Origin of the sequence: Rhizobium lentis, from assembly GCF_014200175.1 — a bacterium.
In the GTDB taxonomy this organism is placed as follows: domain Bacteria; phylum Pseudomonadota; class Alphaproteobacteria; order Rhizobiales; family Rhizobiaceae; genus Rhizobium; species Rhizobium mulingense.
Genome location: NZ_JACHBD010000003.1, coordinates 189,247 through 202,939, shown reverse-complemented (window position 1 = coordinate 202,939; position 13,693 = coordinate 189,247). Strand labels below are relative to the sequence as shown.

Sequence of the window (13,693 nt, the reverse complement as noted above, 5' to 3'; positions counted from 1 at the left end):
CGGCATGGGCGGAGAGGAGACCGCCGCCCATGCTTCGAGCGCCGCGCTTCCGGCGGAACGCGCCGGGACGCTCTGCGTTGGCAATGCGCTGGAACCTCAGCGAACGTAGAAGGTCAGGCTTCCGTCAGCGGCCTGTTCGGCATTGACGATGTTGCGGACGTCGACGCCTTCATTGTTGAGCCGATGGGCAAGCGACCTGTTGGCGTCGATCGAGGCCTGGATGCCGCGAATGGCCTGGCTGGAGCGTTCCGGTGCCGAGCGCGGGCCCGTCGTCTCGTCGTCGAGATTGCGCCAGTTATGGACCTGCTCGACGTTGAAGTCATTGCCCTGGTAGGTTCTGAGCGTCTGCTCGATGCCGTGGGCGGTGTTCATTCCAAGGCTTTCGGCCCGGCTGGCGCCGGCAAATGCAAGCGAGGAGAGGGCGGTGGCGAAGGTGATTGTGACAACGCGGTTCATGATTGTATCCTTTCATCTGCTTTGACGGTCGGCTGTCTTTGCAGGAGATCGTCTCGTCACGACATGGAATTGGCGTTGCCCTATTCGCGATTCAATGGATTAAGTCACTGAGAATCCATTAAAAATTCTTCATGAAAATTGCCTTCGAATTGCCGTTTTCCAGGCGACCTGGGAAACTGGTTTGAAAGGCCCGCTCAGCTGTGCAGCTATCCCTTTGCCGATATTTCGTCTTTGGCGTTGCGGCATCGGGCGAAAGTGCTTGCCATTCTGATGAAGGCATGTTTTGACCGCGGCCTGCCGAGTGGAAAACGCCCGATAAACCGAAGGTGAACCATGCCGAGAGAGACCGCTCCCCATATTTTGATCGTTGAGGCCCGCTTCTACGACGACATGGCCGATGCCCTGCTCGAAGGCGCGACCTTCGCATTGCAGGAGGCCGGCGCCACCTTTGAGGTCGTCACCGTTCCCGGCGCGCTGGAAATTCCGGCGGCGATTGCCATGTCGCTCGATGGAGACGACAATGGCGGCACGCATTATGACGGCTATGTCGCCCTCGGCATGGTCATCCGCGGCGAGACCTATCACTTCGATATTGTATCGAACGAATCCTCGCGCGCATTGATGGATCTCGCGGTCAGCGAGTCCCTTGCCATCGGCAACGGCATCCTGACCGTGGAAAATGACGAACAGGCCTGGGCGCGCGCGCGCCGCTCGGACAAGGACAAAGGCGGATTTGCCGCTCGCGCAGCTCTGACGATGATCGAGCTGAAGCAGAAACTGGGTGCATGAGAATGAGTGACGACAAGACGGAACGGCCGGTCAAGATTGCGAACCAGCGGGGCGCTGCCCGTCTTGCTGCCGTTCAGGCGCTCTATCAGATGGATGTCGGCGGCACGGGCGTTCTGGAAATCGTCGCCGAATACGAGGCGCACCGCCTCGGGCAGGAACTCGACGGCGCGACCTATCTGAAGGCCGATGCCGGCTGGTTCCGCTCCATCGTCTCCGGCGTGGTGCGCGATCAGGTCCGCCTCGATCCGCTTATCGCTGCAGCGCTGCAGGATGATTGGGCCCTGTCGCGGCTTGACAGCACCGTGCGCGCCATCCTCCGCGCCGGCGTCTTCGAACTCCTTGACCGCAAGGACGTTCCGGTGGCGGTCATCGTCACCGAATATGTCGAGATCGCGCAGGCGTTTTTCGATGACGACGAGCCGAAGCTCGTCAATGCCGTGCTCGACCGCATCGCCAAGCAGGTTCGCGGCGAAGCGAAGAAGTAAGTCCTTAGCCGACCGAATAATCTCCCTGCGTCTTTCTTCGTACCGTAGTGGTTTTCGCCCGCTGCGGTCTTGACGCCACGTGATCGACCACGCAATCTCCGGACCGCTTAGCTGTGGCATTTCTGTGGAGAGGAAGGCGAGTCGGCGGCGTATCTGCCGGAGGAGGAGTGAACTCCGGCCTATGGGAGGAAAGAGCGAAATGACCATTCTTTTATGCGTAATTGCATGCGGTCTGCTCTCGGTGGTCTATGCCGCCTGGGCAACCCGGTCGGTGCTTGCCGCCGATCAGGGCAATAGCCGGATGCAGGAGATCGCGGGCTATATCCGCGAAGGCGCCCAGGCCTATCTGACGCGCCAGTATCGCACCATTGCCCTCGTCGGTGTCGTTGTCTTCATCGCAGCCTGGCTGCTTCTTTCCGCCACGGCCGCCATCGGTTTCTTGATCGGCGCCGTCTTGTCCGGCGCTGCCGGTTTCATCGGCATGCATGTCTCCGTTCGCGCCAATGTGCGCACCGCGCAAGCCGCGTCCGCAAGCCTCTCCGCCGGCCTCGACATCGCCTTCAAGTCGGGTGCGATCACCGGTATGCTGGTGGCGGGTCTCGCGCTGCTCGGCGTCTCCATCTACTACACTATTCTGACCGTCGGTCTCGGCCATGAGAGCGGCTCGCGCGAAGTCATCGATTCGCTGGTGGCGCTCGGCTTCGGCGCTTCGCTGATCTCGATCTTCGCCCGTCTCGGCGGCGGCATCTTCACCAAGGGCGCCGATGTCGGCGGCGACCTCGTCGGCAAGGTGGAAGCCGGCATACCTGAGGACGATCCGCGCAACCCGGCGACGATTGCCGATAACGTCGGCGACAATGTCGGCGACTGCGCCGGCATGGCCGCCGACCTTTTCGAGACCTATGCGGTCTCCGTCGTTGCCACCATGGTTCTCGCCGCGATCTTTTTTGCCGGCGCGCCGATCCTCGAGTCCGCGATGGTCTATCCGCTGGCGATCTGCGGCGCCTGCATCATCACCTCGATCATCGGCACCTTCTTCGTCAAGCTCGGTTCGAACGGCTCGATCATGGGCGCCCTCTACAAGGGCCTCATCGTCACTGGGCTGCTGTCGATCGTCGGTCTTGGCGCCGCCACGTCGCTGACGGTCGGCTGGGGCTCGCTCGGCACCGTTGCCGGCGCCGACGTGACGGGCACCAACCTCTTCGTCTGCGGCCTTGCGGGCCTCGTCGTCACCGCGCTGATCGTCGTCATCACTGAATATTATACCGGCACCGGCAAGCGTCCGGTCGTTTCGATAGCCCAGTCGTCGGTGACCGGTCACGGCACCAACGTCATCCAGGGTCTGGCGGTCTCTCTGGAATCGACCGCCCTGCCGGCCATCGTCATCGTCGGCGGCATTCTCGCCACCTATCAGCTCGGCGGCCTTTTCGGCACCGGCATCGCGGTCACCGCCATGCTCGGTCTTGCCGGCATGATCGTTGCGCTCGATGCCTTCGGCCCGGTCACCGACAATGCCGGCGGCATCGCCGAAATGTCGCACCTGCCGCCGGAGGTGCGCAAGTCGACCGATGCGCTCGATGCTGTCGGCAACACCACCAAGGCCGTCACCAAGGGCTACGCCATTGGCTCGGCGGGTCTCGGTGCCCTGGTGCTCTTTGCCGCCTACGCCAACGACCTGCAATATTTTGCCGCCCATGGCGACCAATATCCATACTTCGCCAATATCGGCACGATCTCCTTCGAGCTGTCGAACCCCTATGTGGTCGCCGGCCTGCTGTTCGGCGGTCTGATCCCCTATCTCTTCGGCGGCATCGCCATGACAGCCGTCGGCCGCGCCGCCGGCTCGATCGTCGAGGAGGTGCGCCGTCAGTTCAAGGCGAAGCCGGGCATCATGCAGGGCACGGAAAAGCCGGATTACGGCAAGGCTGTCGACCTTCTGACCAAGGCGGCGATCCGCGAGATGATAGTGCCGTCGCTGCTGCCGGTGCTGGCGCCCATCGTCGTCTATTTCGGCGTGCTTCTGATCTCCGGCTCCAAGGCCTCAGCCTTTGCCGCGCTTGGCGCATCGCTGCTCGGCGTCATCATCAACGGCCTCTTCGTCGCCATCTCGATGACCTCTGGCGGCGGCGCCTGGGACAATGCCAAGAAGAGCTTCGAGGATGGTTTCGTCGATAAGGACGGCGTGCGTCACATGAAGGGCTCGGAGGCGCACAAGGCCTCCGTCACCGGCGATACCGTCGGTGATCCCTACAAGGACACCGCCGGCCCCGCCGTCAACCCGGCGATCAAGATCACCAACATCGTCGCGCTGCTGCTGCTCGCTGTTCTCGCGGGTTGATGCCGCAACGGCGATGTGTGCAACCGGCTAGATAGTTGACCAAACCACTGCCCCTCACCCTAACCCTCTCCCCGTAAAAGCGGGGAGAGGGGACGTGCCATGCGAGAGGTTTGCGTGGGATCGAGAGGGTGCGGCATATCCCCTTCTCCCCGTCAAAACGGTGAGAAGGTGCCGGCAGGCGGATGAGGGGCAGGCCTCGACAATTTACAGGGCCGAGATGCGTGCCCCGGCCGAGATGACATCCACTAAAAAAAACCGCCGGATCGCTCCGGCGGGTTTTTCGTTGAAGCCATGTCCGATCAGCGCAGGCTGCTCGGATTCTGCGGTGTGCCGCCGGCGCCGCCGCCGAACAGGCTGCGGGCAGCGCTCGCGGCGCTGCCGCCGGAAAGCATCTGCTGCAGGAAGGTGAGTTCCTTGCCGCCGGTCGGCGTGACACGTCCGATCGTGTCGAACACCTTGCCGTCCTGAAGCGTATAATTGGCGCGGCGGCTGACGACGCCGTCCTTGTCGAAATAGATGGCCAGAACGGTCTGGTCGACGACCTTCAGCTTCTGGAAGGCGACGGCGCGCGTGCGCCGCTGCGAGATATAATAGAAGACTTCGCCGTCGAAGGTCGCCGTCGTCGACGGCGTGCCGAGCGACAGCAGCACCTGTTCGCGGCTGGAGCCTTCCGGAACGAGATTGAGCGACTGCTGATCGACGACATAGCCGCCGTTGAGCACGGTGCTGGTCTGGCAGCCCGAAAGAGCTGATGTGGAGGCGATTATGAAGGCAATGGCCGCGCTGCTGAAGAACTTCATGTCAGACTTGAAATACCGTTTCTTCAACGACATCTACTCCCTTGAGTGTCGATATCAGCCGTTTGGGCCTTGCACGCTTCCTCCTGCAAAACCATTGTGGCCATTCCGGGTCGAATGTCCCGAATTTGTTTCACCAACGCCTCGAAGGCGTCGGCCCGAAACTGGCCACGATCGGCATTGCAATTCGCGCCTGCTTCGGTAAACCAGCTTTGGAAATCATGCAACAAGGCCAGAGGCCGACCGGCGTGAAGAATGAGGCATTTCCGGAAAAAACAATGATCTTCGGGCTCTTCCGCAAGAAAAACAACAATCAGGCGATCGTCGACAGGCAATACGCGGCGCTGACGGCCGCCGCGCGCATGCCCGAACTCTATGAGCGGCTCAATGTGCCGGATACGGTCATGGGCCGTTTCGAAATGCTGTCGATCGTGATGATTCTGTTTTTTCGCCGTACGCGCGCCTCTGCAGTCAGCGGCCAGGAGATCGCCCAGGAGATCGTTGACGCCTTTTTCCAGGACATCGACTATTCTATCCGCGAACTCGGCATCGGTGACAACAGCGTGCCGAAACGGATGAAGAAGCTCGCCGGCATGTTCTACGGCCGGCTCGAAACCTATTCAAAGGCGATGGATGCCGGCGAGGGCGAAGCGCTTGCGCTGGCGCTGCAGCGCAATATCTACCCCGAAAGCCCGGCGCCGGCTGACATGTCCGGTCTTGCCGGCTGGATGGTGGCGGCAGAAGCCCATCTGTCCGCCATTTCGGAAGAGATGATTGCCAGCGGCTCGGCAACGCTGCCACCGGTCGCCTGCCCACCGGCCGCCTAAAGGAGGAGACGATGAAAAACGATCGGGACGATGTTCCCTTCTCCTATCGCGTGAAGGTCGGCCATATCTCCGCCAACCCCGTCGAGGTCCATATCGAGGCCGACGCCAACGAATTGAAGGCGCTCGCCGAGGCCTGGAACGTCGTCTCCGTCGAGGATCTGAGCGCCGATCTGCAGATTGCGCGCTGGAAGCGCGACGGCGTGCGCGTCAAGGGCAGCGTGCAGGCGAAGATCGTCCAGTCCTGCGTCGTGACGCTGGAGCCGGTCGAAGCCGCCATCGACGAAAACTTCGAGCAGATTTTCGTGCCGGAGGGCTCCAAGCTTGCCCGCCAGCCCGGCAATGACGCCGGCGAAATGCTGCTCGATCCGGACGGTCCTGATCTGCCCGAGACCTTTGTCGGCGATACGATCGATGCCGGCGAGGTGGTCGCGGAATTCGCCGCTCTTGCGATCGATCCCTATCCGCGCAAAGAGGGCGTCGAGTTCGGAGGTCATATCGAGGATAGCGGCGAGAACGATAAAAAGCCCTCCGCTTTCGCGGTTCTCAAGGACTGGAAAAAGGACTGAAGCCACTCTGGCGTTTGGCACAATTCAGTTGTATGCGACGCCAAAACCGGTATTTTGGCCGAAATTTCGCCCCTCGGCGGAAAGAAGGATCAGGGACGCGTGATCAGAATATCTCTCGACCTCATGGGTGGCGACTTTGGTCCCCAGGTTGTCATCCCCGGCGCTGCCAAGGCGCTGGATCGGCATCCGGATATTTCCTTCGTTTTTTACGGTCTTAAGGAACAGTGCGATCCTGTTCTCGCCAAATTTCCGAAACTTAGGGAAAAATCGGTCTTTCACGATTGCGAGCTTGCGGTCAGCATGGAAGAGAAGCCGAGTCAGGCGCTGCGCCGCGGCCGCTATGTCTCCACCATGTGGCGTTCGATCGAAGCGGTGAAGACGGGAGATGCCGATGTGGCGGTCTCCGCCGGCAATACCGGGGCACTGATGGCGATGGCGAAGTTCTGTCTTCGCACCATGGCCAATATCGAACGCCCGGCGATCGCAGCGATCTGGCCGACGCTGAAGGGTGAGAGCATCGTGCTCGATGTCGGCGCGACGATCGGCGCCGATTCGCAGCAGCTGATGGATTTCGCCCTGATGGGCGGCGCCATGGCGCGCGCGCTTTTCGAGATCGAACGCCCGACGATCGGCCTTCTGAACGTCGGGGTCGAAGAGGTGAAAGGCCAGGAAGAGGTCAAGGAGGCCGGTCGGCTGTTGCGCGAGGCCAATATCGATTCGCTCGAATATTCCGGCTTCGTCGAGGGTAACGATCTCGGCAAGGGGACGGTCGACGTCGTCGTCACCGAAGGCTTCTCCGGCAATATCGCGCTCAAGACCGCCGAAGGCACGGCCAAGCAGATCGCCGAATATCTGCGTGCGGCCATGTCGCGCACGCTGCTCGCCCGCATCGGCTACCTCTTCGCCAAAGGCGCCTTCGACATGCTTCGCGAGAAACTCGATCCGAGCAAAGTCAACGGCGGCGTGTTTCTCGGCCTGAACGGCATCGTCATCAAGAGCCATGGCGGCGCCAATGCCGAAGGCATCGCCGCCGCGATCGAGGTCGGCTACGACATGGCCAAGAACGGCCTCAATCAGAAAATAGAAAACGATCTTAAGAAATATCATGCCAAGCGCCTGCCCCCGATGGGCCCGGAAGCGGCATGAGCGATGGGGTTCAATCGAATATGATCCGTTCAGTGGTTCGCGGATTCGGAGCCGCACTTCCGAAGCGCGTGATGACCAATCGAGATATGGAAGCCATTGTCGATACGTCGGACGAATGGATCGTCCAGCGCACCGGCATCCGCCAGCGTTACGTGGCCGGTGACGACGAGACGACGGCCTCGCTCGGCGAGGCGGCCGCGCGTGCGGCGCTCGAAAACGGCGGCCTGACGCCCGCCGACATCGATCTCATCATCTGCGCCACCTCGACGCCCGACAACACGTTTCCGGCGACCTCGGTCAACATCCAGAACCGTCTCGGCATGCGCCACGGCTTCGCCTTCGACGTTCAGGCGGTCTGTACCGGTTTCGTTTACGCGGTGACGACTGCGGACGCCTATATCCGCGGCGGCCTTGCAAAACGCGTTCTGGTGATCGGTGCGGAGACTTTTTCGCGTATTCTCGACTGGAACGACCGCACAACCTGCGTCCTCTTCGGCGACGGCGCCGGCGCGATCGTGCTGGAGGCGGCCGAAGGCGAGGGGACGTCTTCCGACCGCGGCGTGCTGACCGCGCATCTGCGCTCCGACGGTTCGCACAAGGACAAGCTTTATGTCGACGGCGGACCGTCGACGACGGGCAGCGTCGGCAAGCTGCGCATGGAAGGCCGCGAGGTCTTCAAATACGCCGTCGGCATGATCACCGATGTCATCCAGGCAGCGTTCGATTCGACCGGCACCACCGCCGAAGATCTTGACTGGCTGGTGCCGCACCAGGCCAATCGACGCATCATCGACGGTTCGGCGAAGAAGCTGAACATCGATGCGGAAAAGGTCGTCGTCACGGTCGATCTGCACGGCAATACGTCGGCCGCCTCGATCCCGCTCGCGCTTGCGACCGCTGCCGGCGACGGCCGCATTAAGAAAGGTGACCTGGTGATGCTCGAAGCGATGGGCGGCGGCTTCACCTGGGGCGCCGTGCTGCTGCGCTGGTAAGCGCAAATCCTAAAAAACTGGCGGCGAACAAGAGCTTGACCGTGAGGCGCAAGACAAATACTCTTCGATCGCTTTCACAAAATAATTTGTAATGGGCGGGGACCATGACCGGAAAAACAGTGACGCGAGCAGACCTGGCGGAATCCGTTTTCCGAAAGGTTGGCCTTTCCCGGACAGAATCCGCCGAACTTGTCGAAACCGTCATCGACGAAATCTGCAACGCCATCGTGCGTGGTGAGACCGTCAAGCTTTCTTCCTTCGCCACCTTTCAGGTTCGCGACAAGAACGAGCGGATCGGCCGCAACCCGAAGACCGGCGAGGAGGTTCCGATCTCTCCCCGCCGGGTCATGACCTTCAAGGCATCGAACGTGCTGAAGACGCGCATCCTCAAGGCGCATGTCGCTCGCAAGGTCAAGCTGAAGCCGCAGAATCCGGCTCTCTGATATCGGTCTTCCGCCTGCTCGGAACGGCTTTTTTCTCCCGCATCATCCATCGCCTGTGCGCAACGTCGACACATGACTTGAATTGTCGGCGCCAAACCTTTGAAATATGGTGAGTCGCCGTTGGATCGAGCCTGCGAGGTTGCGTAGCAGTATGACGTTGGACAAGAGCCCCGATGCCTTTCGCACCATCAGCGAAGTTGCAGACGATCTTGATCTGCCGCAGCATGTGCTGCGCTTCTGGGAAACGCGGTTTCCTCAGATAAAGCCGATGAAACGCGGCGGCGGCCGTCGCTACTACCGGCCGGAGGATGTCGACCTTCTAAAGGGCATCCGGCATTTGCTCTATGATCACGGCTATACGATCAAAGGCGTGCAGAAGCTTCTGAAGACCAACGGTAACAAGTTCGTCATATCGGTCGGCCATGGCGATCTCGCCAGCGTCGAGGCGCTTGCCTCGGGCGTGCAGGAGACGGGATCGGGCGAGCCGCGCGTCGGCATGGCCGAGGAGGACCAGATTGTCGGCCGCGCAAAGCCGCCCATCACCCGCCGGTTCTTCAACTTCGTCGCCGGAGACGACGATCAGCCGGAAGTCTCGATCGGCAAGTCGAGCATCGGCAAGGAAGACAGGGCGCTGCTGCAGGAGGCGCTTTACGACCTCCTCGAATGCAAGCGTCTGCTCGATCAGGTGCGTTGAGGAAACACTCCTCAGGCTTCAACAAGCAGTTTCATCGCCTGTTCGAGCTCGCTGAGCTGGAAAGGTTTGCGCAGCACCGGCAGCGTGCTTGGGGTGCTGCCTTCTGGTGCACTGCCATAGCCCGTCGCATAGAGATAGGGTTTGCCGCGCTCGTCGAGCAGCTTTGCGACCGGCAGCGAACTTCGGCCGGCAAGTGAGACGTCGAGGATGGCGGCGTCGAATTCCGTGTCCTTGGCAGCTGCGAGCGCCCGTTCCAGATCGGGCGCAGTCGCGCAAACCCGATAGCCGAGATCGCTCAGCATATCCTCAAGCAGCATAGCGATCAGCGCATCGTCTTCGACGATGAATATATCTTTCATGATCCCGTCCACCCATTCCCCTTGCTGGGCACGAAGTTTATGTGGACCGCTTGTGCAGCTCGTCAAGATGCCGCACGCAGCGGTGGTAAGACCTGTTGTGCAAAAGCCGCGCCGCGGTCTACGGCACGATATGTGTAAACATAAAAGCCTAAGGCCCGGCAAGCGAATCTGAAAGATCGCGCCGCGCTTTCGAAACAGCATATTGCCCGGCGAAATTCGTTGTGCAAAAGCTGGGATGCAGTTTCAGCGACGGCTACAGCATAATTCCCGAAATCGGAATCGCTTTACGGAAAAAATTATGCAGTAATTCAAAGCGTTGCAGCGTCCTTTGCGCGCGTCTGAAAGGACGCGCGGCGCTGTGAGAAGGGGTAAGGAATGGATTTGCTGAGTGCCACGGATTGGCTGCGTCACAGGCCGGGCTATACCTATCCGCTGGCGGTTGCCTTCGTTGGTCTGACGTTTCTTCTGCGACTCGCCGCCAGCGATTATCTCTCCGGTTTTCCCTTCCTGAGTTTCCTCCCGGCGATCTTGCTCGCCAGTTTCATCGGCGGCGCAGGACCGGGCTTTGTCGCGGCCATGGTCGCGGTCTTCGTCGTTCAGCAGTTTTTCGTCGAGCCGCATGACGCATTCTGGCCGGTCAGCGCCGGCCAATGGGTTGGGCTTTCGACCTATCTGGTCAATGCCGCGATCATCATCGGACTGATGGAGATGATCATCATCGCCCATGGCAGGCAGAGCCGCCTCCGCTCCGAGCTCAACGGTTTCAATGCGCGCCTGGAGGAGACGGTGGCCGAGCGCACTGCCGCACTCAGGCACGAGATGGAAGAGAATGCCGCCGCCCAGGCGCAGGTCCGGCAGTTGCAGAAGATGGAGACGATCGGTCAGCTCACAGGCGGCGTCGCCCACGATTTCAACAACATGCTGGCAATCATCATCGGTAATCTCGATCTTGCCCAGCGGCGCATGACCGGACATGAGGATCCGCGCCTGCTGAACTCTCTTCAGAATGCCAGAGACGGGGCTCAGCGGGCCGCGCTGCTGACCGCGCGTCTTCTCGCTTTCTCGCGCCAGCAGCCGCTCGCCCCGGAGGTGATCGACGTCAACAAGCTGGTCGGCGGAATGTCGGAGTTACTGCGACGCACGCTCGGCGAACATATCCGGATTGAGACGGTGCTCGCCGGCGGCCTCTGGCCGAGCTTTGCCGATTTGAGCCAACTTGAAAACGCCATGTTGAATGTGGCCGTCAATGCACGCGACGCCATGCCTGGCGGCGGTCATCTTACAATCGAAACTGCCAATACCGAACTGGATGAGCGTTATGCGCGGATGCATTCGGAAGTCGAAGCAGGCCAGTATGTGATGATTAGCATGACCGACACCGGCACCGGCATGTCGCCTGATGTGATCGACCGCGCCTTCGATCCGTTTTACACTACCAAGGGACCCGGCAAGGGGACCGGCCTCGGCCTAAGTCAGGTCTACGGCTATATCAAGCAGAGCGGCGGCCATATCAAGATCTATTCGGAGATCGACCGCGGAACGACGGTGAAGATCTATCTGCCACGCCATGTCGGCAAGGCAGATGCGCGTCTCGCTGCCGCCGGCGCACAGCCGATCCCCCAGGGCAGCGTCAACGATACGATTTTGGTGGTGGAGGACGATGAACACGTCCGCACCATGACCGCCGAAAGCCTGCATGAGCTCGGTTACACCGTATTGCAAGCGGGAAGCGGCATAGAGGCACTTCTCCTTCTCGAGGAGAATTCCGATATCGACCTGATCTTCACCGATATTGTGATGCCGCAGATGAGCGGGCGTCAGCTTGCCGACGCCGTTCAGGAAAAATGGCCAAGAATCCGGATCCTCTACACCACGGGTTACACTCGCAATGCGATCGTCCACAATGGCGTGCTGGATCACGGCGTTTCGCTGCTCGCCAAGCCTTTCAGCCTGGAGCAGCTCGCCCATAAGATCCGCGAACTCTTGAATATGCCGGTGCGGGTGGGAGACGAGGGGACCTGAGGTCGCGCGCGACGCACGTCTTCAGTTTCACCTTTACCTTATTCAAGAACCTGGATTACGCGGTGCGTCTTTGGCTCGACGATGACGCGCCGCTCGTTGATGACCGTGTAGCCATAGCCGTCGACATTAGGCACGGTATGGACCTCGACGGTATCCGGTAGGGTCGCGCCGACCGTGATCTCACCATCATAGACCACCGATGGTGTGTTTTGCTCCATGACATAAGTGCGCACCTCGCCGGGTAGGACGACGGAGCCGGTTGGCGCGGGATCGGTGACGATGACGGTGCTCTGTGCGAAGGCGGCCGAGCAGATGGTCAGCATGGCGGCCGTAGCCAACATGATCTTGCGCATGGGATGATCTCCTTTTTAAACCCTGGACATCGAGGCAACGTCGGCCATGCAGCATAGTTCCGCCCTGGCCCGCCTTGGCGGGGGTCGGGCATGCCGATTGTTTGTTGCTAAACGACTTTGTGCACCATAGGGTTGAGCAGTCCGAACATTGTTCAGTGCGAATCTTCCCGCGGCATCAGGGGCGGGCTCTTTACTCTTCATTAACCATGTCGGCGGCTTATGTCGGGTGAGCGGCCGGATGGTCGTTGATTCGAAGGTCCGTCGCGCTCCGGTTTGCGAATGGATATCTGGAAAGACGATTGCGGCGGCTTAAGACATGCGCTTGCGGAAGACGATATCGCTGGTGGCAGTGGCGGGCTTGATGGCCGGCTGCACGTCGACAGGCGGTGTGCGGCAGCCTTCCGGGCCGGAGACGGTGGCGCCTGAAAAGGCGCTGGTTCTGCCGCCGCCAGGTGGCCCGTCGATCGTCAGCGTCGTCGAGCGCAAGCGTGGCAATGGTGTCGAGCAGACGGTCTCCTTGTTTACGTCCTCCTCGGTGCCCGGCCAGAATTTTCTGAAGATCCAGTTCTTCGGCGCGTCCGGCGCCAATCCCGGAACAGGCAATGCCAGTTTCAGCATGATCAACGAGAGCGCTATTGCCCGCGAAATGGCCCATGCGGCCCCCGGCGTGCTGATGGGGACCTCGGCAACCTTCCTGCAGAACGCTTACGGCCCATTCGGCTATGCCTCCGGCCGAAGCCGCGCCGGCGACGCCTGCATCTTTGCCTGGCAACAGATACGCTCGACCGCGGCCGCCAATACGCAGGCCCGCAATTTTGGCATGATCCAGCTGCGTCTGCGCCTATGCGACGCGCGCGCATCCGAGCGCCAGCTACTCGGCATTGTCTACGGCTACACCATATCAGGCACCTTCGACGGCGTGATCTGGAATCCCTATGGCGCCCCGCCGCCCGCCGATGCGGCGCTCGGGCGTACCGGCGATCCGATCTATCCCGACGTGGGCGGATATCGCGCCAGCCCGATGCCGATCGGTTATGAGCCGGCGCCTGCCGTCGTCCGCCTGCCGCGGACAGCTCCACTTCGCAGCGCCCCGAGCGGGCAGCCGGCGCAAGGCGCCGCATCGCTGCCGGCGCCCATCGGCCCGCGGGTGCCACTGCCGGGCGAAGCGCCACAGTCGAGCGCGGCGCCGGAGGCGGCCGACGCACCGTTGGTACAATCGGCAAGGGCGATCGGTGTCACCGTGCCCTCACCGGACTGCATAGGCGACGCGGCCATGACGGCCGTCTGCCGGAGATAGAGCATGATGCCGAAAGCGGGAGCGGTTTTCGGGCGGCATCATGCTAACTCTTTAATTAGAACAGGATTCAGATTTTGGCGAGCTGGCCGAAATCATCCTGTTCCAGCGAGAGTGCCCGGGTGTCGGACG

15 protein-coding genes are annotated in these 13,693 nt (G+C 61.1%); 11 read left to right on the top strand and 4 right to left on the bottom strand.

The features are described 5' to 3' along the window. Positions 1–96 precede the first annotated feature (96 nt). The gene (locus GGI60_RS09120) at positions 97–456 is read right to left on the bottom strand and encodes a hypothetical protein (protein ID WP_183914959.1); all 360 of its coding nucleotides are present in this window, start codon (positions 454–456) and stop codon (positions 97–99) included. 333 nt (positions 457–789) lie between these two features. Here GGI60_RS09120 and ribH point away from each other — a divergent pair, with 333 nt between their 5' ends. The 3 genes from ribH to GGI60_RS09105 all read left to right on the top strand — a co-directional run bounded on the left by ribH (position 790) and on the right by GGI60_RS09105 (position 4,068). Continuing rightward, positions 790–1,245, top strand: coding sequence for a 6,7-dimethyl-8-ribityllumazine synthase (gene ribH, locus GGI60_RS09115; RefSeq protein ID WP_004674116.1), 456 nt, complete (start codon positions 790–792; stop codon positions 1,243–1,245). Between the two features lie 2 nt (positions 1,246–1,247). Beyond that, positions 1,248–1,730 carry a transcription antitermination factor NusB gene (gene nusB / locus GGI60_RS09110; RefSeq protein ID WP_183914958.1) on the top strand — a complete coding sequence of 161 codons (483 nt, stop codon included), beginning with the start codon at positions 1,248–1,250 and terminating at the stop codon, positions 1,728–1,730. Positions 1,731–1,929: 199 nt separating this feature from the next. Beyond that, positions 1,930–4,068: a sodium-translocating pyrophosphatase gene (locus GGI60_RS09105; protein WP_183914956.1), complete on the top strand. Its 2,139-nt coding sequence runs from the start codon at positions 1,930–1,932 to the stop codon at positions 4,066–4,068. A 299-nt stretch (positions 4,069–4,367) separates the two neighbouring features. On the opposite strand, the gene GGI60_RS09100 is transcribed toward GGI60_RS09105, so the two are convergent. Further along, the gene (locus tag GGI60_RS09100; RefSeq protein WP_183914954.1) at positions 4,368–4,901 is read right to left on the bottom strand and encodes an outer membrane protein assembly factor BamE; all 534 of its coding nucleotides are present in this window, start codon (positions 4,899–4,901) and stop codon (positions 4,368–4,370) included. Positions 4,902–5,086: 185 nt separating this feature from the next. Between GGI60_RS09100 and GGI60_RS09095 the strand changes: the two genes are divergently transcribed. The 6 genes from GGI60_RS09095 (at position 5,087) to GGI60_RS09070 (ending at position 9,533) form a co-directional block, all read left to right on the top strand. Continuing rightward, positions 5,087–5,692 (top strand): ubiquinol-cytochrome C chaperone family protein, encoded by a 606-nt coding sequence (locus GGI60_RS09095; protein WP_183914952.1) that lies wholly within the window; start codon positions 5,087–5,089, stop codon positions 5,690–5,692. Positions 5,693–5,703: 11 nt separating this feature from the next. Beyond that, entirely contained in the window at positions 5,704–6,258 is a 555-nt protein-coding gene (locus tag GGI60_RS09090; protein WP_183914950.1) for a YceD family protein, read from the top strand. 99 nt (positions 6,259–6,357) lie between these two features. Then, positions 6,358–7,404, top strand: a complete 1,047-nt coding sequence (gene plsX / locus GGI60_RS09085) for a phosphate acyltransferase PlsX (RefSeq protein WP_183914948.1) — start codon at positions 6,358–6,360, stop codon at positions 7,402–7,404. A gap of 20 nt (positions 7,405–7,424) precedes the next feature. Continuing rightward, positions 7,425–8,396 (top strand): beta-ketoacyl-ACP synthase III, encoded by a 972-nt coding sequence (locus tag GGI60_RS09080; RefSeq protein ID WP_183915470.1) that lies wholly within the window; start codon positions 7,425–7,427, stop codon positions 8,394–8,396. 104 nt (positions 8,397–8,500) lie between these two features. Continuing rightward, positions 8,501–8,839 (top strand): integration host factor subunit alpha, encoded by a 339-nt coding sequence (locus GGI60_RS09075; RefSeq protein ID WP_064682168.1) that lies wholly within the window; start codon positions 8,501–8,503, stop codon positions 8,837–8,839. Between the two features lie 151 nt (positions 8,840–8,990). Next, positions 8,991–9,533 carry a MerR family transcriptional regulator gene (locus GGI60_RS09070; RefSeq protein ID WP_064682169.1) on the top strand — a complete coding sequence of 181 codons (543 nt, stop codon included), beginning with the start codon at positions 8,991–8,993 and terminating at the stop codon, positions 9,531–9,533. A gap of 11 nt (positions 9,534–9,544) precedes the next feature. Here the strand turns inward: GGI60_RS09070 and GGI60_RS09065 are convergent, their stop codons facing one another. After that, on the bottom strand, positions 9,545–9,892 hold the full coding sequence (locus GGI60_RS09065; RefSeq protein WP_183914946.1) for a response regulator: 348 nt from the start codon (positions 9,890–9,892) through the stop codon (positions 9,545–9,547). 375 nt (positions 9,893–10,267) lie between these two features. On the opposite strand from GGI60_RS09065, the gene GGI60_RS09060 reads away from it, so the two are divergent. After that, positions 10,268–11,914 (top strand): ATP-binding protein, encoded by a 1,647-nt coding sequence (locus GGI60_RS09060; RefSeq protein WP_183914944.1) that lies wholly within the window; start codon positions 10,268–10,270, stop codon positions 11,912–11,914. Positions 11,915–11,952: 38 nt separating this feature from the next. Here the strand turns inward: GGI60_RS09060 and GGI60_RS09055 are convergent, their stop codons facing one another. After that, entirely contained in the window at positions 11,953–12,267 is a 315-nt protein-coding gene (locus GGI60_RS09055; protein WP_183914942.1) for a DUF1236 domain-containing protein, read from the bottom strand. 316 nt (positions 12,268–12,583) lie between these two features. On the opposite strand from GGI60_RS09055, the gene bcsN reads away from it, so the two are divergent. Next, the gene (gene bcsN, locus GGI60_RS09050; RefSeq protein WP_183914940.1) at positions 12,584–13,564 is read left to right on the top strand and encodes a cellulose biosynthesis protein BcsN; all 981 of its coding nucleotides are present in this window, start codon (positions 12,584–12,586) and stop codon (positions 13,562–13,564) included. Positions 13,565–13,693 lie beyond the last annotated feature (129 nt).

Excerpts from the sequence above, each read along its gene's own strand:
- bcsN (WP_183914940.1), top strand. The coding sequence starts at position 12,584 with ATGCGCTTGCGGAAGACGATATCGCTGGTGGCAGTGGCGGGCTTGATG.
- GGI60_RS09095 (WP_183914952.1), top strand. The coding sequence starts at position 5,087 with ATGCAACAAGGCCAGAGGCCGACCGGCGTGAAGAATGAGGCATTTCCG.
- GGI60_RS09055 (WP_183914942.1), bottom strand. The coding sequence starts at position 12,267 with ATGCGCAAGATCATGTTGGCTACGGCCGCCATGCTGACCATCTGCTCG.
- GGI60_RS09075 (WP_064682168.1), top strand. The coding sequence starts at position 8,501 with ATGACCGGAAAAACAGTGACGCGAGCAGACCTGGCGGAATCCGTTTTC.
- GGI60_RS09105 (WP_183914956.1), top strand. The coding sequence starts at position 1,930 with ATGACCATTCTTTTATGCGTAATTGCATGCGGTCTGCTCTCGGTGGTC.
- GGI60_RS09100 (WP_183914954.1), bottom strand. The coding sequence starts at position 4,901 with ATGTCGTTGAAGAAACGGTATTTCAAGTCTGACATGAAGTTCTTCAGC.
- GGI60_RS09080 (WP_183915470.1), top strand. The coding sequence starts at position 7,425 with ATGATCCGTTCAGTGGTTCGCGGATTCGGAGCCGCACTTCCGAAGCGC.
- GGI60_RS09120 (WP_183914959.1), bottom strand. The coding sequence starts at position 456 with ATGAACCGCGTTGTCACAATCACCTTCGCCACCGCCCTCTCCTCGCTT.
- nusB (WP_183914958.1), top strand. The coding sequence starts at position 1,248 with ATGAGTGACGACAAGACGGAACGGCCGGTCAAGATTGCGAACCAGCGG.
- GGI60_RS09090 (WP_183914950.1), top strand. The coding sequence starts at position 5,704 with ATGAAAAACGATCGGGACGATGTTCCCTTCTCCTATCGCGTGAAGGTC.
- GGI60_RS09065 (WP_183914946.1), bottom strand. The coding sequence starts at position 9,892 with ATGAAAGATATATTCATCGTCGAAGACGATGCGCTGATCGCTATGCTG.
- GGI60_RS09060 (WP_183914944.1), top strand. The coding sequence starts at position 10,268 with ATGGATTTGCTGAGTGCCACGGATTGGCTGCGTCACAGGCCGGGCTAT.
- ribH (WP_004674116.1), top strand. The coding sequence starts at position 790 with ATGCCGAGAGAGACCGCTCCCCATATTTTGATCGTTGAGGCCCGCTTC.
- GGI60_RS09070 (WP_064682169.1), top strand. The coding sequence starts at position 8,991 with ATGACGTTGGACAAGAGCCCCGATGCCTTTCGCACCATCAGCGAAGTT.